The organism is Actinacidiphila oryziradicis, assembly GCF_005047355.1.
GTDB lineage: Bacteria > Actinomycetota > Actinomycetes > Streptomycetales > Streptomycetaceae > Actinacidiphila > Actinacidiphila oryziradicis.
In genome coordinates, this window is record NZ_SUMC01000002.1 from 230,960 (window position 1) to 249,136 (window position 18,177).

At 68.5% G+C, this 18,177-nt stretch carries 21 protein-coding genes; 7 read left to right on the plus strand and 14 right to left on the minus strand.

Annotation, left to right across the window (positions count from 1 at the left end):
• Window positions 1-19: 19 nt before the first annotated feature.
• Genes FCI23_RS03415 through FCI23_RS03430 form a run of 4 tightly spaced genes read right to left on the minus strand, consistent with a single transcriptional unit; the run spans window position 20 to window position 3,014 of the window.
• Window positions 20-1,357: an NADH-quinone oxidoreductase subunit D gene (locus FCI23_RS03415; RefSeq protein WP_136721916.1), complete on the minus strand. Its 1,338-nt coding sequence runs from the start codon at window positions 1,355-1,357 to the stop codon at window positions 20-22.
• The gene (locus tag FCI23_RS03420) at window positions 1,354-2,088 is read right to left on the minus strand and encodes an NADH-quinone oxidoreductase subunit C (RefSeq protein ID WP_246143261.1); all 735 of its coding nucleotides are present in this window, start codon (window positions 2,086-2,088) and stop codon (window positions 1,354-1,356) included. The genes FCI23_RS03415 and FCI23_RS03420 overlap by 4 nt, the downstream gene beginning before the upstream one ends.
• Window positions 2,085-2,639 (minus strand): NuoB/complex I 20 kDa subunit family protein, encoded by a 555-nt coding sequence (locus FCI23_RS03425; protein WP_136721917.1) that lies wholly within the window; start codon window positions 2,637-2,639, stop codon window positions 2,085-2,087. Before FCI23_RS03425 ends, FCI23_RS03420 begins: the two co-directional genes overlap by 4 nt.
• A gap of 15 nt (window positions 2,640-2,654) precedes the next feature.
• Window positions 2,655-3,014 carry an NADH-quinone oxidoreductase subunit A gene (locus FCI23_RS03430; protein ID WP_136721918.1) on the minus strand — a complete coding sequence of 120 codons (360 nt, stop codon included), beginning with the start codon at window positions 3,012-3,014 and terminating at the stop codon, window positions 2,655-2,657.
• A gap of 577 nt (window positions 3,015-3,591) precedes the next feature.
• On the opposite strand from FCI23_RS03430, the gene FCI23_RS03435 reads away from it, so the two are divergent.
• The 3 genes from FCI23_RS03435 to FCI23_RS03445 all read left to right on the plus strand — a co-directional run bounded on the left by FCI23_RS03435 (window position 3,592) and on the right by FCI23_RS03445 (window position 6,105).
• Window positions 3,592-4,419 (plus strand): C40 family peptidase, encoded by an 828-nt coding sequence (locus FCI23_RS03435; protein WP_136721919.1) that lies wholly within the window; start codon window positions 3,592-3,594, stop codon window positions 4,417-4,419.
• Between the two features lie 131 nt (window positions 4,420-4,550).
• Window positions 4,551-5,660 (plus strand): baeRF3 domain-containing protein, encoded by a 1,110-nt coding sequence (locus FCI23_RS03440; RefSeq protein ID WP_136721920.1) that lies wholly within the window; start codon window positions 4,551-4,553, stop codon window positions 5,658-5,660.
• A gap of 79 nt (window positions 5,661-5,739) precedes the next feature.
• Complete coding sequence (locus tag FCI23_RS03445; RefSeq protein WP_136721921.1) at window positions 5,740-6,105, plus strand: hypothetical protein; 366 nt, start codon at window positions 5,740-5,742, stop codon at window positions 6,103-6,105.
• A 130-nt stretch (window positions 6,106-6,235) separates the two neighbouring features.
• Here the strand turns inward: FCI23_RS03445 and FCI23_RS58125 are convergent, their stop codons facing one another.
• The 5 genes from FCI23_RS58125 to FCI23_RS03470 form a co-directional block, all read right to left on the minus strand.
• On the minus strand, window positions 6,236-6,568 hold the full coding sequence (locus FCI23_RS58125; RefSeq protein ID WP_211265188.1) for a hypothetical protein: 333 nt from the start codon (window positions 6,566-6,568) through the stop codon (window positions 6,236-6,238).
• A gap of 369 nt (window positions 6,569-6,937) precedes the next feature.
• Complete coding sequence (locus FCI23_RS03455; RefSeq protein ID WP_136721922.1) at window positions 6,938-7,837, minus strand: ABC transporter ATP-binding protein; 900 nt, start codon at window positions 7,835-7,837, stop codon at window positions 6,938-6,940.
• A complete protein-coding gene (locus tag FCI23_RS03460) occupies window positions 7,834-8,226 on the minus strand; it encodes a GntR family transcriptional regulator (RefSeq protein ID WP_136721923.1) in 393 nt (130 codons plus the stop codon). The genes FCI23_RS03455 and FCI23_RS03460 overlap by 4 nt, the downstream gene beginning before the upstream one ends.
• A gap of 388 nt (window positions 8,227-8,614) precedes the next feature.
• The gene (locus FCI23_RS03465) at window positions 8,615-8,809 is read right to left on the minus strand and encodes a DUF397 domain-containing protein (protein WP_136721924.1); all 195 of its coding nucleotides are present in this window, start codon (window positions 8,807-8,809) and stop codon (window positions 8,615-8,617) included.
• A 10-nt stretch (window positions 8,810-8,819) separates the two neighbouring features.
• Window positions 8,820-9,710 (minus strand): helix-turn-helix domain-containing protein, encoded by an 891-nt coding sequence (locus FCI23_RS03470; protein WP_136721925.1) that lies wholly within the window; start codon window positions 9,708-9,710, stop codon window positions 8,820-8,822.
• A 164-nt stretch (window positions 9,711-9,874) separates the two neighbouring features.
• Between FCI23_RS03470 and FCI23_RS03475 the strand changes: the two genes are divergently transcribed.
• The 3 genes from FCI23_RS03475 to FCI23_RS03485 are packed head-to-tail and all read left to right on the plus strand — an operon-like array spanning window position 9,875 to window position 11,317.
• Entirely contained in the window at window positions 9,875-10,321 is a 447-nt protein-coding gene (locus tag FCI23_RS03475) for an ATP-binding protein (protein WP_136721926.1), read from the plus strand.
• Window positions 10,311-10,856, plus strand: coding sequence for a M14 family metallopeptidase (locus FCI23_RS03480; RefSeq protein WP_136721927.1), 546 nt, complete (start codon window positions 10,311-10,313; stop codon window positions 10,854-10,856). The genes FCI23_RS03475 and FCI23_RS03480 overlap by 11 nt, the downstream gene beginning before the upstream one ends.
• Window positions 10,857-10,885: 29 nt before the next feature.
• Window positions 10,886-11,317 carry a hypothetical protein gene (locus FCI23_RS03485; RefSeq protein WP_136721928.1) on the plus strand — a complete coding sequence of 144 codons (432 nt, stop codon included), beginning with the start codon at window positions 10,886-10,888 and terminating at the stop codon, window positions 11,315-11,317.
• Window positions 11,318-12,606: 1,289 nt separating this feature from the next.
• On the opposite strand, the gene FCI23_RS03490 is transcribed toward FCI23_RS03485, so the two are convergent.
• The 5 genes from FCI23_RS03490 to FCI23_RS03510 form a co-directional block, all read right to left on the minus strand.
• A complete protein-coding gene (locus tag FCI23_RS03490; RefSeq protein ID WP_136721929.1) occupies window positions 12,607-13,893 on the minus strand; it encodes a geranylgeranyl reductase family protein in 1,287 nt (428 codons plus the stop codon).
• Window positions 13,894-13,957: 64 nt separating this feature from the next.
• The gene (locus FCI23_RS03495; RefSeq protein ID WP_136721930.1) at window positions 13,958-14,650 is read right to left on the minus strand and encodes a demethylmenaquinone methyltransferase; all 693 of its coding nucleotides are present in this window, start codon (window positions 14,648-14,650) and stop codon (window positions 13,958-13,960) included.
• A 42-nt stretch (window positions 14,651-14,692) separates the two neighbouring features.
• On the minus strand, window positions 14,693-15,091 hold the full coding sequence (locus FCI23_RS03500; protein WP_136721931.1) for an imidazolonepropionase-like domain-containing protein: 399 nt from the start codon (window positions 15,089-15,091) through the stop codon (window positions 14,693-14,695).
• Window positions 15,092-15,247: 156 nt separating this feature from the next.
• Complete coding sequence (gene mqnC, locus FCI23_RS03505; RefSeq protein ID WP_136721932.1) at window positions 15,248-16,462, minus strand: cyclic dehypoxanthinyl futalosine synthase; 1,215 nt, start codon at window positions 16,460-16,462, stop codon at window positions 15,248-15,250.
• 224 nt (window positions 16,463-16,686) lie between these two features.
• Window positions 16,687-17,553: a menaquinone biosynthetic enzyme MqnA/MqnD family protein gene (locus tag FCI23_RS03510; protein WP_136721933.1), complete on the minus strand. Its 867-nt coding sequence runs from the start codon at window positions 17,551-17,553 to the stop codon at window positions 16,687-16,689.
• Between the two features lie 307 nt (window positions 17,554-17,860).
• Here FCI23_RS03510 and FCI23_RS03515 point away from each other — a divergent pair, with 307 nt between their 5' ends.
• Window positions 17,861-18,064, plus strand: coding sequence for a cold-shock protein (locus FCI23_RS03515; RefSeq protein ID WP_136721934.1), 204 nt, complete (start codon window positions 17,861-17,863; stop codon window positions 18,062-18,064).
• The last annotated feature ends 113 nt before the right edge of the window (window positions 18,065-18,177 follow it).

Consider the following 18,177-nt stretch of genomic DNA (forward strand, 5'->3'; position numbering starts at 1 on the left):
AGGTTTGTCGCAGTGTCTGTCACCGGTCGACGCCTCCCATCACGGGGTCGATGGACGCCACGGCGACGATGACATCGGCGACCTGGCCGCCCTCGCACATCGCCGCCATGGCCTGGAGATTGGTGAAGGACGGATCGCGGAAGTGCACCCTGAAGGGCCGGGTGCCGCCGTCGCTGACCGCGTGCACCCCGAGCTCGCCCTTCGCCGACTCCACGGCCACGTATGCCTGGCCGGCCGGGACCCGGAAGCCCTCGGTGACCAGCTTGAAGTGGTGGATGAGGGCCTCCATCGAGGTGCCCATGATCTTCTTGATGTGGTCCAGTGAATTGCCGAGCCCGTCCGGCCCGAGCGCCAGCTGCGCGGGCCAGGCGATCTTCTTGTCCTCGACCATCACCGGGCCCGGCTCCAGCCGGTCCAGGCACTGCTCCACGATCCGCAGGCTCTGCCGCATCTCCTCCAGACGGACGAGGAAGCGGCCGTAGGAGTCGCAGCTGTCGGCGGTCGGCACGTCGAACTCGTAGTTCTCGTATCCGCAGTACGGCTGCGCCTTGCGCAGGTCGTGCGGGAGGCCGGCGGAGCGGAGGATCGGGCCGGTGGCGCCGAGCGCCATGCAGCCGGCCAGGTCCAGATAGCCGACGTCCTGCATACGGCCCTTGAAGATGGGGTTGCCGGTGGCGAGCTTGTCGTACTCCGGCAAGTTCTTCCGGAGTGTTTTCACCAGCTCGCGGACCTGGTCGACGGCGCCCGGCGGGAGGTCCTGGGCGAGGCCGCCGGGGCGGACGTAGGCGTGGTTCATCCGCAGGCCGGTGATCAGCTCGAAGATATCGAGAATGTATTCACGATCCCGGAAGCCGTAGATCATGATCGTGGTCGCGCCGAGCTCCATGCCGCCGGTGGCGATACAGACCAGGTGCGAGGAGATCCGGTTCAGCTCCATGAGCAGGACCCGGATGACGGTGGCCCGGTCCGGGATCTGGCCGGTGATGCCGAGCAGCTTCTCGACGGCCAGGCAGTACGCCGTCTCGTTGAAGAGCGGCGTCAGGTAGTCCATGCGCGTCACGAAGGTGGAGCCCTGGGTCCAGTTCCGGAACTCCATGTTCTTCTCGATGCCGGTGTGGAGATATCCGATGCCGCAGCGGGCTTCGGTCACCGTCTCGCCGTCGATCTCCAGGATGAGGCGGAGCACGCCGTGGGTGGACGGGTGCTGCGGGCCCATGTTGACGACGATCCGCTCGTCATCGGTCCTGCCGACGGTCTCGGCGAGCTCGTCCCAGTCGCCGCCGGTGACGGTGAAGACCCGGCCCTCGGTGGTCTCGCGCTCCTCCGCCTGGTGGGGCGCTGCGTAGCCGTTGGTCATGAGTACGACCTCCGCTGGTCGGGAGCGGGAATCTGGGCGCCCTTGTACTCGACGGGGATGCCGCCGAGTGGATAGTCCTTGCGCTGCGGGTGCCCCTGCCAGTCGTCCGGCATCATGATCCGGGTGAGCGCGGGGTGGCCGTCGAAGACGATCCCGAAGAAGTCGTACGCCTCGCGCTCGTGCCAGTCGTTGGTCGGGTAGACCGCGACGACCGACGGAATGTGCGGGTCGGCGTCGGGGGCGCTGACTTCGAGCCGGATCAGCCGGTTGTGGGTGATCGAGCGCAGGTGGTACACGGCATGCAGCTCTCGGCCCCTGTCCTCCGGGAAGTGGACGCCGCTCACGCCCGTACAGAGCTCGAAGCGCAGCGCCGGGTCGTCGCGAAGCGTCCGGGCCACGGTGGGCAGGTGCTCACGGGCGATGTGGAAGGTCAGCTCGTCCCGGTCGACGACGGTCTTCTCGATCGCGTTGGCCGGCAGCAGGTCCTGCTCCTCCAGGGCGCCTTCGAGCTCGTCCGCGACCTCGTCGAACCAGCCGCCGTACGGGCGCGATGACGCACCCGGCAGCCTTACGGTGCGGACCAGCCCGCCGTAGCCGGAGGTGTCACCGCCGTTCTTGGCGCCGAACATGCCGCGCTGGACGCGGATGGCCTCGCTGCTGTCACCGCGCGGGACCGGTGCTTGGCCGTTGTGGCCGTTGTGGCCGTTGTGGCCGTTCTGCTCGCCGCTCACCGCAGCAGCCCCTTCATCTCGATGGTGGGGAGCGCCTTGAGCGCCGCTTCCTCCGCCTCGCGGGCCGCCTGCTCGCGGTTGACGCCGAGCTTCTCGTGCCTGACCTTCTCGTGGAGCTTGAGGATCGCGTCCATCAGCATCTCGGGCCGGGGCGGACAGCCGGGCAGATAGATATCGACCGGGACGATGTGGTCGACGCCCTGCACGATCGCGTAGTTGTTGAACATGCCGCCCGAGGAGGCGCAAACGCCCATCGAGATCACCCACTTGGGGTTCGGCATCTGGTCGTAGACCTGGCGCAGCACCGGGGCCATCTTCTGGCTGACCCGTCCGGCGACGATCATCAGGTCCGCCTGCCGCGGCGAGCCGCGGAACACCTCCATACCGAACCGGGCCAGGTCGTAGCGCCCGGCTCCGGTGGTCATCATCTCGATGGCGCAGCACGCGAGGCCGAAGGTCGCCGGGAACATGGACGACTTCCGTACCCAGCCGGCCGCTGTCTCGACCGACGTCAGCAGGAACCCGCTCGGCAGCTTCTCTTCAATACCCATGGCGTTTATCCGCCCCTAGTCCCATTCCAGGCCGCCGCGGCGCCATACGTAGGCGTATGCGACGAAGACGGTGAGCACGAAGAGCAGCATCTCCACGAGCCCGAAGATCCCCAGGGAGTCGAAGGTGACGGCCCAGGGGTAGAGGAAGACGATCTCGATGTCGAAGACGATGAAGAGCATCGCCGTCAGGTAGTACTTGATCGGGAAGCGGCCCCCGCCGGCTGGCTGCGGAGTGGGCTCGATGCCGCACTCGTACGCGTCTAGTTTGGCCCGATTGTAACGTTTTGGGCCGATCAACGATGCCATGACCACGGAGAAGATTGCGAAGCCGGCCGCAAGGCCGCCCAGCACAAAGATGGGCGCGTAGGCGTTCACCGTCCCCGCTCCTTCCAGTCGACTCTGACTGATGACGGCCGCGCCCGGAGCTGCGTCCCACATGACACACCACCTGAAGATCGTGCGTATGTGAGGCAGTTCACAAGCCCGAACCGCCTGCATCTTATGCCTCCCGGTCTGTGATCTGCGACACGGGGTACGCCAGGACCTTTGTGATCTACAACACCTGACGAATGATCATGAAGTCCGATGAGCGCAGATCCGACTACGCATTCCGCAGTATCAGCCCACCCTGGGTGACTGCTGCCCGCATTGTCGCTGGCCGGAGGCTTTCTTGCATTATCAAGCACAAGGCGTCCGAATCAAATTGGCATTGGGCGAAAGCTCGTGGTAGCCATCCGGGGACCCTCGCCCGGCAAGGCCCGCCGAGACGGTGAACGCCCCGCTGACAGCAAGTGAACGCGTGCACGAACATCCGTGACCGGGTGCCCCATTCGTCCCGCGTAAGGAAGATCGCGACAGTGGAAATCGGGCACTCTACATGTCAACCCCCGTTTTTTGTGGCGGATCCCACCTTTCTTGAGCCGGACCCCCGCCAACTGATAGCCAAGACCCCATGCCCCTTCAGACCGACACCGAGACCGAGACCGAGCAGCCCTCGTATATACGCCGTCGGCGACACGCCACGCAGCCCGACAACCCGCACTGGGTGCGCCGCGCTGGAGTCGCCGGCGGCGTCATAGGCACGCTCGCACTGTCCGGCGTATCCGCCGCGAGCGCCGCCGACACGACGGCCCCCTCCCCGGCCGAGACCACAGCCGGGATCCCCGTTCTCAATACGGCCACCACCGCCGCACAGGCCGCCGAAGCCGTCGACCAGAGCGCCGTCGAGATCCAGCTCCAGGCCCACCAGGACGCCGCGGACGCGGCCGCTCTGAAGACCGCCAAGGAGCAGGCCCTCCGGGCCGCCGCAGCGAAGGCCGCCGCAGCGAAGAAGGCCGCCGCAGAGCGCAAGGCCACCACGCAGGCCGCGTCCCGCTCCTCCGCCCGCACGACGCTCTCCTCCTCGACGTCCACCTCCACCGCGAGCGGCAGCGTCGCCTCCGTCATCAACTTCCTGAAGTCCCAGGTCGGCAAGGCCTACGTCTACGGCGCCACCGGCCCCAGCGCCTACGACTGCTCCGGCCTCACCCAGGCCGCCTTCAGGACCATCGGTGTCGATCTCCCCCGCACCTCCGAGGCCCAGTCCACCTTCGGCACGCCCGTGTCCGTCAGCAACGTGCAGGTGGGCGACCTGCTCTTCTGGGGCGGTGCCGGCTCGGCGTACCATGTCGCCGTATATGTCGGTAACGGCCAGTATCTGGACGCCGCCAACCCCGGCAAGGGTGTCGTCATCCAGCAGATGTCGAACTACATGCCGACGTCCGCGGTGCGCGTGGCCTGATCCCGTCCCCGTAAAGCGGCGGAGTCGCCGGCCCGAGCGGGAGGCCGGCGGCCCGCCGTCCGCGATGCGCCGCCCCCGCCCGTGCGTGATGCTGGTTAGACAGGCCACTTCGGCACTGTCGGGAGGCGTTCATGCGCATCACAGACCTGACGTCCGACACACTCGCCGCACTGCGGGCACCACGGCCCTACCCCGCCGTCACGGTCGCGCTGCCGACCCATCGCCGCAACCCCCTGAGCCAGGAGGATCCGGTCCGGCTGCGCAATCTGGTCACCCAGGCCAAGCAACGCCTGGAGACCGACCCGGCGGTGACCAGGGAGGCCCGGTTCGAGGTCAGCGGGCAACTCGACCAAGCCGCGGCCGAAGTGGACTTCCGGCACACCCTCGACGGGCTGCTGATCTTCGCCGCCCAGGGCGAGCACCAGGTCTGGGACTCGCCCCGTTCCGTGCCCGAGCGCATCGTCTTCAGCGACACCTACGAGACCCGCAATCTCGTCGCCGCCCGCAAACGGGCCCAGCCGTACTGGGTGCTCGCCGTCGCCCTCGATCGTACGACCCTCTGGAGCGGAACCGACGATTCCGTAACCGAGGCCCCCGGCCAAGGCTTCCCCATGGAACCCGACCGCCCCGACCCCGACCCGGAAAACCTGGAGAGGGCCGGCGAACGGCTCGACCCCCTCCGCGGCGAAACCGCCCGCCGCTACTTCCGCCAGGTCGACAATGCCCTCCAACAGGTCCTCGCCGAGGACCCCCGGCCGCTGTACCTCGTCGGCCTCCCCCAGGAGCTCAGTCTCCTGGACGACGTCGGCACCGCCGTCAAGGACGCCACCGACCGCGTCCACGTCGGCGGCCTCGCCCACGGCCCCGGCTCCGCCCTCGCCGCCGAGCTGCGCCCGGCATTCGAGGCCCAGGTCCAGCGCGACCTGCAACGCGTCGCCCAACGCTTCGAGGAAGCCCGCAATCGCAAGACCTTCACCACCGGCCTCGACGAGGTCTGGCAGACCGTCCAGGAAGGCCGTATCGACCTCCTCGCGGTCGAGGACAGCTTCGAGGTCGCCGCCTGCATCTCCGGCGGCCATCTCATCCCCGTCGACTCCGAGGCCGCCACCGGACTCGTCGTGCGCGAGGACACCGTCGACGAGATCATCGAACGCACCCTCGACTTCGGCGGCGAGGTCGTCTTCGTCCCCGACGGCGTCCTCGCCGCCCACGACCGCATCGCGGCGGCGCTGCGCTACTGAGGCGGGCGCGGGCCGATATGTACGCCGACGTCGGCGGTCGTTACCCTGGGAGTCATCGGTCGCACGGGGGAGGCATTGTATGGGTGGCTGGATCTGGTGGGTGATCCCCGCCGTGCTCATAGGCGTTGGCCGTGGCAGCGAGAGCGTCCGAAGGGCTTTGAAGACTCGCCACAAGCGGAAGCTGGAGCTGCTCAAGGCGGCCGAAGCGCAGCAGCTCGTACTGCTCGCGGCGAACCAGCCACCCGAACCCGTCTGCGGTTGCACCCACCACCTCGCCAAGCACGACAGCAGCGGCAAGTGCCATGAGACGGTCGAGGCCCCGACCGCCTGGGACGCCGAACGCAAGCCTCTGCGGTACGAAGCCAAGCCCTGCAACTGCCAGCAGTACATCGGCCCCGAACCGCTCGGGCTGGTGTACGCCCCCAAGATCGTCGACCCGCGCTAGGTTACGTCCAGGTCGTGTTCTAAAGGTCGCCTTCACACCTTGCCTCGCGCCGCCGGCCATGACGACATTCACCTTGTCGCCGACGGCAGTTGTCGGCCCCCGGCCTTCGTCCTGAGTGCCGGACGCGGTCTCACACGGTCAGGCGACGGATGGTGGCGAAGCCGCCAGCGAGCATGACAGCGACGACGACAGCGAGGGCGCCAGTGACTCCGGTGGCGGTGAGGGCGGTGAGGAAGCGGCCGATGTTCCCCCAGCCGTGCGCCCATGTCGTGATGATCGCGGCGAGGGCCAGCGCGCCGAGTTGTGTCGCGCCGAAGATCGACGTGCCGGGTAGCCCGGCGCGACGGTAGATCAGGCCGTACAACATCCCGTAAACGAACAAGAGGGCGAACATGGTCGTCGCGGTGAGCCACGACAGGTACCAGGGGCCGTCGAGGAGGTAGGGGATGCGGAAGTAGGCCATGTTCGTTCATGCCCCATCCGCCGGTCGCGCGTTCGAGGGTCTGGCCGACGGCGAGTACGAGCCCGAAGCACACGGCCAGGGCGACGGCCAGTGAGGTGACACCGAGGAAGTAGGTGCGTCGGCTGACCCCGAGGGTGAGGGCGAACGGCAGTGCGCGGGCGACGGACTGCACGCCCACGACGAACATGACGAGGAAGACCCCGGCCAGGCCGCCGACCCAGCGGTGGTCGCTGTGGCCGGCCGGGGTGAGTTGCAGGATCACCACATCGAGGATGAAGCCGAAGGCCGCCCACGCCCAGGGCAGTACGAGGTAGGTGACACGGTCGAGGAGCAGATAGCGGGCGACGGTGACGATCGGGGTGGGGCGCATCAGGATGCCCTCGCTGGTGTGAGTCCGGACTGGGTGTCGTGCCCGGCTGCGTAGACCGCGAGCTGCTGAAGAGTGACACGCTCCAGGCGCAGGCGCAGGTGGTCGGCGACTTCGCGGTCGCGTTCGTCGAGCCGGCCGACCATCACCGCCTGGGTCTGCGTGCCCATCGTGCGCCGGCTCAGTGTCGCGCGGCCGGCGACGAACCGCTCCACGCAGTCGGCCGGGCCGGTCACGATCGTGGCGGTGCCACGCAGGTCCTCGGCGAGCGCGTCGAGGACCAGCTTGCCGTGGTCGAGGACCAGGACACGGTCGAGGAGTTCGTCGGCCTCGTCGATGAGGTGGGTCGAGAGCACGATGCATCGCGGGTGGGCGGTGTAGTCGGCCAGCAGTTGATCGTAGAAGAGCATGCGGGCGACCGCGTCCAGGCCCGCATACGGCTCGTCGAACAGGGTGATTTCGGCGCGGGCGGCCAGCCCGATGACGATGCCGAGCGCGGTCCGCATGCCGCGCGACAGCTTTTTGATCGGTCGGTTCGGCGGCAGCTCGTAGAGGTCCAGCAGCGTGCCGGCCAGGTCGGTGTCCCAGTTCGGGTACAGCAGCGATGCTGCTGTGATCGCGTGCCGAACCCGCAGGTCGGGGTAGATCTGGTCCTCCCGGATGAGGATCATCCGGCGCAACACCGCATCATTCTCCAGCGGCCCGGCCCCGAACACGTGCACGCGCCCGGAGGTGGCGAACTCCTGGCCGGCCAGGATGCGCAGCAGCGTGGTTTTCCCGGCGCCGTTGCGGCCCAGCAGTCCGGTGATGGACGGCGTGTCGATCTCGAAGGTGACATCGGTCAGCGCCTGGTGGCCTCGGTAGCGGCACTCGACCCCGGCTACCGAGATCGCCGGCGTCATGCCCCTCCTCCCGTCGTCACCTCGACCGAGGCCAGCTCCTCGCGTACCAGCCCGAGCAGTGGCTCCAGCCCGATCCCGAGCCGTGCCGCCTCGACCACCAGCGGCCGTACGTATCGGTCCGCGAAGCGGCGCCGCCGGGCCTGTACGAGCCGGTCCCGCGCGCCCGCCGCGACGAACATGCCGACGCCTCGCCGCTTTTCCACCAGTCCCTCGTCCGAGAGCACGGTGAGGCTGCGCGCCGCTGTGGCCGGGTTGACCCGGTAGAACGCCGCGAGTTCGTTGCTTGACGCGACGCGTTCTCCCTCGCCCACCGTGCCGTCGGCGATCTGGTTCGCTAGCTCGGCGGCGATCTGGGCGAAGATCGGCCCGCCGTCATCGAGGAGTGACATCCTGCCTCCATTGCTCAACTGGTTCCCTATCTTAGTAGGGAACCAGTTGGCCGAACAAGGGAGTGGAGGGCCTGAGCATCGAGTCCGGACCCGCTGGCGCCGCCCAGCGATGATCCCGGATCAGACAACGAGCAGGTGACGAAGCTCGGTGAGTGGGTGGGAATCGACGCGAGCAGGTCTGCCCCATCCCGTAGCACGAGATGGGGACTTTCAACGAGCGCCATCAGCCAAACGCACCCGCCACATCACCCACGCCGGAATGGCGGGACCGGCAACCCCGGCACCGGGCCACCCGGCAGGGGCCACGGCAAGCTCGACGCAATCATCGAGGTCTCCGGTCCCGGTGAAGCTCGACCTCCACTGGGTCAGGTCCGGCGAACGCTGCCCCTCACAGATCGAATTCGCCAGCCTTGATGCCCTTGACGAAGACGTCCCACTGGGCGGGGACCGTGGTCACCACTGCGGCGGGCTGGTCGCCCTCGCGGAGGCGGAGCAGCCCGTCGGGGGCGGTCGCGACTTCCAGACAGTCGTTGGATGTTCCGGTCCCGCTGAAGCTGGACTTCTGCCAAGCCAGATCCGTCATGGTGTTCCCCTCACAAGACATAGAGCAGATGCTGGACCAGACCCAACGAGTCCTTCTTGGCAGAGAACATGGACTCTGGCTGGGGGTCCAGCGGTGGCAAGGCCACCGTACTCAGGGTCTCAAACGTCGCTCTGAACTGTGCCAGTTGAGCCTGCTCGCCAAGAAACAGCGGGGAGACCGGGTGCTCCACATATACGGTTCCGAGCTCAGGTACAGACGGCTCAAAGATCACGAAGGGTGTGCCAAAATCAGCGGGATACGCCCGCCCGGCGAACGGCATAATCTGGATGCAAACGTTGGGCAGCCTGGCCATCTCCACCAGGTGCTCGATCTGCTGGCGCATGATCTCGGCGCTGACGAGGCGCATGTGCAGCGCGGCTTCGTGGATCACTGCGTGGAATCGCAGCGGGGACGTGCCCTTGAGGACTTCCTGCCGTCGCAGCCGGAACTCCACCCCCCTGTCCAATTCCCCGAGTGTGGCGTCGGGCTGCCCGGCCTCGAACAAGGCACGCATGTAATCGGGGGTCTGGAGCAAGCCATGGACGTACACCCACTGAAAGCTCCGATGCGCCGTGTTTGCCGCCTCCAGCTCGGCGAGATCGAGCACTGAACTGGACTGGGTGTCCCGATAGTCCGACCACCACCCCCTACCTGTCGACTCCCCCATCACGACGAGTGCGTCGATCAGCCCCTGACTGTTGCAACCGTACGCGCGTACTAGCGCGCGCAACTTGTCCTCCGGGATAGCCGTGCGCCCCATCTCAATGTGGCTCATATGGGCGCGCCCCAGCCCGGCGAGAGCACCGGCATCCGTCGCGGACATACCGCTCAACTCGCGGAGCCGACGTAGCTCCGCGCCCAAACGACGCTGGCGCTGTGACGGATTGGACCTCAGTCCCATGACGACCTCCTACGTGAATCACGGGCAGTCTGCCGGGCAGGCCGGGGCCGGGTCCACTCGATAGGGGCAACTCGCCGATACAGGTTGCAACTGCTAAAGGTCACCCCTTACCGTCGAGAGAACTTGACTCTGTGTCACCAACCCGCCACCGGAGGCAAACCGCCATGCCCGGAATCGACTTCTCCATCGTGTTCGCGCCGAACCCCGCGTGGGTCCGTTCCGTCCGCGAATCCGTCCGGACCATGCTCACGATCCACCGCCGGGAAGACCTCATCGACACCGCACTCCTCCTCACCTCGGAAGCCGTGACGAACGCGATCAACGCCTGCCTGCGCAGCGGCTGCTCATCCCCCGTCACCGTCTTCGCCGAATTCGCGGCTTCGACCAACGCCTTCCGCGTCCTGGTCGAGGACGACGCTCCCGGAATCCCCCGCCGCCACTGCGCCAGCGGCAGCGACGAATCGGGCCGGGGCCTGCCGATTCTGGACGCGTGTGCCACCTCCTGGGGCATCTGCCTCCGCACGGCGGCGGCCCCCGGCAAAACCGTATGGTTCGAGCTCGATGGGAAGCCCGATGGGAAGCCCGACGGGAGGGCGGCGAATGGACATTGACGCGTACGTCAGCGAGGTCCGCGACCACGACCACTTCCCCTCCCTCGACGAGCTGGACGACGCGCTCGCCGCCATCCCCGGCTGGCACACCACCATCGGCACCAGCCGCCTCGGCGAACCGCTGCGCCTGCTCTCCATCGGAACCGGCAGCCGCGACGTCCTCTTGCTCGGCGGCCCCCACCCGAACGAACCGGTCGGCTTCCTGACTGTCCTGGAGACCGCCCGCATCATCTCCGAGGCGCCCGAGCTCGCTGACGGGGCCGACTGCACCTGGCATTTCGTGCCGTGCATCGATCCGGACGCCGCCCGTCTGAACGAGGGCTGGTACGGGCAGCGGCCACTCACCCTCCCCACCTACCTCCACCACTTCCACCGGCCCGCCCTCGCCCACCAGCCGGAGTGGACCTTCCCGCTCCCCCTCGCCCCCGCTCCGCTCCCCGAGACCCGGGCCCTGATGCGGCTGATCGACGCCCTCCGCCCCCACGTTCAGCTCTCCTCCACAACGCCGACTTCGACGGCGCCCACTTCGTCCTGAGCCGCGCCCTACCGGACCTCGCGGAACAGTTGGCCGACGCCGCAGCCCGGCGCGGCATCCCGATGGAGGCCCGGCCCGCCGACTGCGCCGGCTGGGCCAGCCTCCGCGAGGGCGTCTTCGTCATGCCGCCTGCCACCCCGACCCGCCGCCACGGTGCCTCCAGCGCGCTACGCGACTCGGCACGGCGCGCTCACGGTCACCCCGGCGGTCCCGCTCTTCCGTATCCGCGCACCCTCCCACCCTCGCCCGCCTCCGCCGCCGCCGAGCTCGAAGCCGCCCTGGACCGCGTCTCGCCCGGCCTGACCCTCCTCACCCCCTTCAAAGCCACCGCCCTTGATGCCCTCCTCGCCGACTGGTCCGCCAACGCCCAGGCCCACACCGGCGCCGAGCCCCACCCCATCCGCGATCTGGTCGCCATCCAGACGGAGGCCGCCCTGCGCGCGGCCGCCCTGAACCGCTGACGGCGAGCCCGGAGGTTGTCCCGGTCCCGCCATTTCGGCGTGGGAGGTGTGGCGGGTGCGTTTGGCTCCCTTCGGTCGCGAAGATCAAAGGCGCTAACTGCGGAGGGGGAGGAGGGGGGCTTGTCTTGTCGGTTGGCTCCCGGGTGGGTGGGCGGCGGGCGTCAAGGCGGCTTGCGCGGCATCGGTTCGGTGGGTGTCTGGGGTCTCGTTGCCGGATCCTGGTAGAGATGGTCGGTGGCGACGCCTGTTGTCCGTGGGGGGTTGGACTGCCGTAACCGGCGGCTGACGGGTGCTTGGTGGCTTGGCCCCGGGGCGGGGGAAGTGAGCGGGGGCCCGGTGGCTGCCCTCCCGGCCGGTGGGTGGGGGTCCAGGCGCGGGGGTGCAGAAACGTTCCGGCGGAGGGCGGGTGGCTCTCCTCCGGGTTCGGGGCAGGAACGTTTTTGCGGGGGATCGGGACGTCAGGTACCCGAATGGGACACTCTCACGGCCCCCGCTCGTAGTGTCGCTGTCTCATCGGGGCACCTCATGGATCCGCCCCGCCGCAGAATCGTTTCAGCGGGAGCCGCGAAGCCTTCCCGTGTCCGGCATATCGGTTAATTCCTCTCGTGCCTGCGTGCACTTCAGTCCTTGCTTGCGTACACCCCCGCCACACCGGGGTGTACGCAGGCATGGGTGGAAGTGCACGCAGGCGGCCTCACTCGGGCCGAATGACGGGGCCCTTATGACCACTTGGATCGATTCAAAGTGGTCATAAGGCCCCCGTCATTTCCGGTCACGGCGCATTGAGCCCGGGCCCACCCCGCAGCCCAGCAGAAACCTTTCCGCACCCCCCGGCCGCCTCTGCATCCGGCGGGCGAGCTCCACCACCCCCCGCTCCTGGCCCGGCAAGAGGCGGCCCCCAACGGCGCAGGCCGTGGAGGAGGTAAGCCACCAAGCACCTGTCAGCCGCCGGTTACGGCAGTCCAGCCCCCCACGGACAACAGGCGTCGCCACCGACCATCTCTACCAGGATCCGGCAACGAGACCCCAGATACCCACCGAACCGATGCCGCACAAGCCGCCTTGACCCCCGCGACCCACCGGGCCGGCGGCCGACCGACAACCGGAACCCCCCTCCTCCCCATCCGCAGTTAGCGCCTTTGATCCTTGCGACCGAAGGGAGCCAAACGCACCCGCACCCGGCCAATCAGAAATGGCGAGACCGGGACAACCCCGGCGCCGCGCCCAGCGGACAAGAGCCCGCCAGCCACCAGCCACCAGCCGCCGGCCACCAACCGCCCGGCAGGCGTTCAGGCCTTGGGGGCGATTTTCGACAGGCCGTTGATGATCCGGTCCATCGCGTCGCCGCCGACCGGGTCGGTGAGGTTGGCGAGCATCTTGAGGGTGAAGCGCATCAGCAGCGGGTGGGTGAGGCCGCGTTCCGTGGCGAGCTTCATGATCTTGGGGTTGCCGATGAGCTTCACGAAGGCGCGGCCGAGGTTGTAGTAGCCGCCGTAGGTGTCCTTGAGGATGCGGGGGTAGGCCTGGAGGGCGAGTTCGCGCTGGGCGGCGGTCTGGCGGGCGTGGGCCTGGACGATGACGTCGGCGGCGATCTGGCCGGACTCCATCGCATAGGCGATGCCCTCGCCGTTGAAGGGGTTGACGAGGCCTCCGGCGTCGCCGACCAGCAACAGGCCCTTGAAGAAGTGCGGCTGCCGGTTGAAGGCCATGGGGAGGGCGGCACCTCGGATGGCGCCGATCTGGTTCTCGTCGGTGTAGCCCCAGTCGGCGGGCATGGAGGCGCACCAGGCCTTGAGGACCTCGCGCCAGTCGAGCTCCTTAAAGGCGGAGGAGGAGTTGAGGATGCCGAGGCCGACGTTGGACGTGCCGTCGCCCATGCCGAAGATCCAGCCGTAGCCGGGAAGGAGGCGGTCCTGGGGGCCGCGCTTGTCCCAGAGCTCGAGCCAGGATTCGAGGTAGTCGTCCTCATGGCGCGGCGAGGTGAAGTAGGTGCGCACGGCGATGCCCATGGGGCGGTCGTCGCGCCGGTGCAGGCCCATCGCGATGGACAGCCGGGTGGAGTTGCCGTCGGCGGCGACGACGAGCGGGGCATGGAAGGTGACCGGGGTCTTCTCCTCGCCGAGCTTGGCCTCGACGCCGGTGATCCGGCCCGTACGGCTGTCGCGGATCGGGCCGGAGACGTTGCAGCGCTCGTAGAGCCGGGCGCCGGCCTTCTCGGCCTGGCGGGCGAGGACTTCGTCGAAGTCCTCGCGCTTGCGGACGAGTCCGTAGTCGGGGAAGGAGGCTAGGTCGGGCCAGTCGAGCTGGAGGCGGACGCCGCCCGCGATGATGCGGAGCCCCTTGTTGCGGAGCCAGCCGGCCTCCTCGGAGATGTCGATGCCCATGCCGACCAGCTGCTTGGTGGCGCGCGGGGTGAGGCCGTCGCCGCACACCTTCTCTCGGGGGAAGGTGGTCTTCTCCAGGAGCAGGACGTCCAGTCCGGCCTTCGCCAGGTAGTACGCGGTCGTTGAACCGGCGGGCCCGGCCCCGACAACGATCACATCGGCGCTGCGCTCGGAAGCGACGGTTTCTGTCACGGTCGCGGTCTCCCGTTCTCAGTTACGCTCGGTCATGCTGGAGTCATGCTCAGTTATGGACTCGTTATGGCTTGGTGGCGCGGTGCAGGGCGACGATGCCGCCCGTGAGGTTGCGCCAGGCGACCTTCGACCAGCCCGCCTGCTGGAGCCTGGCTGCCAGCGCGGGCTGGTCGGGCCAGGCCCGGATGGATTCGGCGAGGTAGACGTACGCGTCGGGATTGCTGCTCACGGCGGTGGCGACCGGCGGGAGAGCACGCATCAGGTACTCGGTATACACCGTGCGGAACGCCTTGAGGGTGGGGTGGCTGAACTCGCAGATCACCACCCGGCCGCCGGGCCTGGTGACCCGGAGCATCTCGCGCAGCGCGGCGTCCGTGTCGTGGACGTTGCGGAGTGCGAAGGAGATCGTGACCGCGTCGAACACCCCGTCGGCGAAGGGCAGCCGGGTCGCGTCCCCGGCGGTGAGCGGGAGGAACGGGCTGCGCTTCTTGCCCTCGCGCAGCATGCCGAGCGAGAAGTCGCACGGCACGACACGGGCGCCTGCGGCGGCGAAGGGGAGGGAGGAGGTGCCGGTCCCGGCGCCGAGGTCCAGGACCCGCTCCCCGGGGCTTACAGCCAGGGACTGGGCGACGGCCTTGCGCCAGAGGCGGGTCTGGCCGAGCGAGAGCACGTCGTTGGTGAGGTCGTACTTGGCCGCGACATCGTCGAACATCGCGGCGACTTCGTGCGGCTGCTTGTCCAGAGAGGCTCGGGTCACGGTCCCATTCTTGCCTGTGCGTGTGGCGCTCCCGCGCCAGGGTCATGCGCGGCGGTGCACCAGCCGTCCGGCGAGGACCGTGGCGACGCACTCGCCGCTCGCGTCGATCACAGCGAGATCCGCCCGTGCCCCCGGCGCCAGCCTGGCCCGGTTCCGGGCCACCGCTGCCCTCTTCAGCGCCTCGCGCAACGCCGGGTCCGCCGGCAGGTCGGTAATGGCGGTCACCCCGCGCCGCAGTAGCGCGTGCACGCGCTCGCGCGGGCTCGGCGCGTCCGGCAGCGGGCCGCTGTGCGCCAACCCCGGGCCTACGGTGCCGGGCCACTGGCGCACCCGCGCCCGGGGGTGCGCTTCGCGCAGCGCGGCGAGCGGGGCGAGGGCGGCGATGCGGTCGCCCTCGACCAGGACGGCTGCTCCGTTGGCCCCGGCGTGGATGGTGAGCATGCGGCCATGATGCCTGGCGCCTCCGGCGCGGGCTCGTCCCGCCCCGGGCTCCGGGCACGTGCGGGCCGGTGGTCGGGTTGTGCCCACCCTCCCCCAGCTTTCGGCCGGGAGGTGCCCCCATCTCGCTCCGCTCGCCTTGCGGAACACCTGCCCAACTTAGTTGGCGTCGATCAGCTTCAGCTCGGGGTGCGCGGTGCCGCCCTCGATCGCGGTGGAGGAGAGGTGGGAGACGACCTGGTCGTTGACGGGGTCGTTGGCCGGGTCGTCGTGGATGACGAGGTGCTCGTAGGTGGTGGCGCGCTGCGCCGGGACACGTCCGGCCGAGCGGATGAGGTGGATGAGCTCCATGCGGTTGGAGCGGTGCTTGGCGCCCGCCGACGAGACGACGTTCTCCTCCAGCATGACGGACCCGAGGTCGTCGGCACCGTAGTGCAGGGAGAGTTGCCCGGCCTCCTTGCCGACCGTCAGCCAGGAGCCCTGGATGTGGGCGACGTTGTCCAGGAAGAGCCGGGCGACGGCGATCAACCGCAGGTACTCGAAGATCGTGGCCTGCGTCTGGCCCTTGAGGTGGTTGTTCTCGGGCTGGTAGGTGTACGGGATGAAGGCGCGGAAGCCGCCCGTACGGTCCTGGACGTCGCGGATCATGCGGAGGTGCTCGATGCGCTCGGCGTTGGTCTCCCCCGTACCCATGAGCATGGTGGAGGTGGATTCGACGCCGAGACCATGTGCGATCTCCATGATCTCCAGCCAGCGCTCGCCGGACTCCTTCAAGGGCGCGATGGCCTTGCGCGGGCGCTCCGGCAGGAGTTCCGCGCCGGCGCCGGCGAAGGAGTCGAGCCCGGCGGCGTGGATGCGGCGGATGGCCTCCTCGGCGGAGACGCCGGAGATCCGGGACATGTGCTCGACCTCGGAGGCACCGAGGGAGTGGATGACCAGCTGCGGATAGGCCGCCTTGATGGCCGCGAAGTGCTCTTCGTAGTACTCGACGCCGTAGTCGGGGTGGTGGCCGCCCTGGAACATGATCTGGGTGCCGCCGAGTTCGACGGTCTCGGCGCAGCGGCGGAGGATGTCGTCGAGGCCGCGGGACCAGCCTTTTTCCGTGTCCTTCGGGGCGGCGTAGAAGGCGCAGAACTTGCAAGCGGTGACGCAGACGTTGGTGTAGTTGATGTTGCGTTCGATGATGTACGTCGCGATGTGCTCGGTGCCGGCGTAGCGGCGGCGGCGTACGGCGTCGGCGGCGCCGCCGAGGGCATGCAGAGGGGCGGAGCGGTAGAGGTCCAGGGCCTCCTCTGGGGTGATCCGGCCGCCGGCGGCTGCACGGTCGAGGACGGCTGCGTAATCAGCTGACGCGAGCTCGGCGTTCTCGGGCACCGGGGCTGTTCCTTCCGGGGGGACGCAAGTGGACCTGCTCAGCGTACGCCAGGGGTTCGGCGGCCCGGCTTTGCGAGGTGGCCCTCGGAATTGCCGGCCGGTGGGTGTTGCTTCCACGCGGCTCCATGACGGGCCGGCTCAAAGGCCGCATCGACCGGCTCAGAGGCCGCATCGATCAGAGGCCGCGTCAATAGGTGGGGCGGCTGCGGGCGCCCCACCGTGCCCTATGGCGCCAGCAGCTCGACCTTGGCCGCCGGCGGGAAGCCCACCCGGCGGGCGAACTCGGCGATGCCGGTGAGCTGGTCCGGGCCGAGGGAGAAGTCCAGGGTCGTGAAGTAGCGGCGGAGCAGTTCCTCGTCGAAGGCCTCCCAGCGGGCGGCCTGCTCGGCGACCTTCGCCACTTCCTCCAGTGAGAGGTCGCGGGAGGCGAGGAACGCCTTGTGCACGTTGTGTACGGCGTCGGGGCGGGCGGCGAGGAAGTCCCGGCGGGCGGCCCAGACGGCGAAGACGAACGGCAGCCCGGTCCACTCCTTCCACATCAGCCCCAGATCGTGGACCTCGAGGCCGAGTCTGGGCGCGTCGTGCAGTGAGGCCCGCAGCGCGGCGTCCCCGATCAGGACGGCGGCCTGCGCCTCCTGCATCATCAGCGCGAGGTCGGGCGGGCACGTGTAGTAGTCGGGGGTGACGCCGTACTGCTCGGTGAGCAGCAGCTGTGCGAGGCGTACGGATGTACGACTGGTGGATCCGAGTGCGACGCGTTCCCCGTCGAGCCGGTCCAGCGGGAGCTGGCTGACGATCACGCATGACATCACCGGCCCGTCGCAGCCGACCGCGATGTCGGGGAGGGCGATCAGCTCGTCGGCGTGTCGCAGGTACTCCATGAGCGTGATGGGGCCGATGTCCAGGTCACCGCGGACCAGCTGGGCGCTGAGCTTCTCGGGGGTGTCCTTGGTCAATTCGACGTCGAGCAGTGTCCCCGTTCGGGCGAGTCCCCAATAGAGAGGCACACAGTTGAGGAACTGGATGTGGCCCACCCGGGGGCGGGTCAGCCTGCTGTCGGTGCCATGAGTGTCACGCGCAGATTTATCCACATCAGGAGGCTACCGGCGCCCGGCATGGATCTTCCGGTGGGGCTGCCCATACATGCCCCGGCCTGCCCGCCGTCCCCTTTTTGACACCTGTCCGTCAGCTCCGCCGCGACCGCGCAGAAAACGGATCTTGCACCTCTTCCCCGTCGCCGATCTCGCGTGCTACTGTCGTCGCAAGTTGCAGTTTGGTTTCCCTTGCAGTACAGAGCCTGCGGAGCATGTGACCCGCAGGCTTTTGTAGTTTTCAGACTTCTTGCAGTTCGCAGGGTAGGTTCTGGAGCAGGGCAACCCTTTGGCCCAAGGAGGGCTTATGGCTACCGGAACCGTCAAGTGGTTCAACGCCGAAAAGGGCTTCGGCTTCATCGCCCAGGACGGCGGCGGACCCGACGTCTTCGTCCACTACTCCGCGATCAACGCCTCCGGCTTCCGCTCCCTTGAGGAGAACCAGCCGGTGAGCTTCGACGTCACGCAGGGCCCGAAGGGCCCGCAGGCGGAGAACGTCACCCCGAACTAATCCCCTCGGGTCTGGCATTCGCGATCGACTTGTAACACCCAAGGAGCCCTGCACCCGACCGGTGCGGGGCTCCTGCCTTTCGCTCGCCGCCGGGCCGCCCCGGCGCGGGCAGC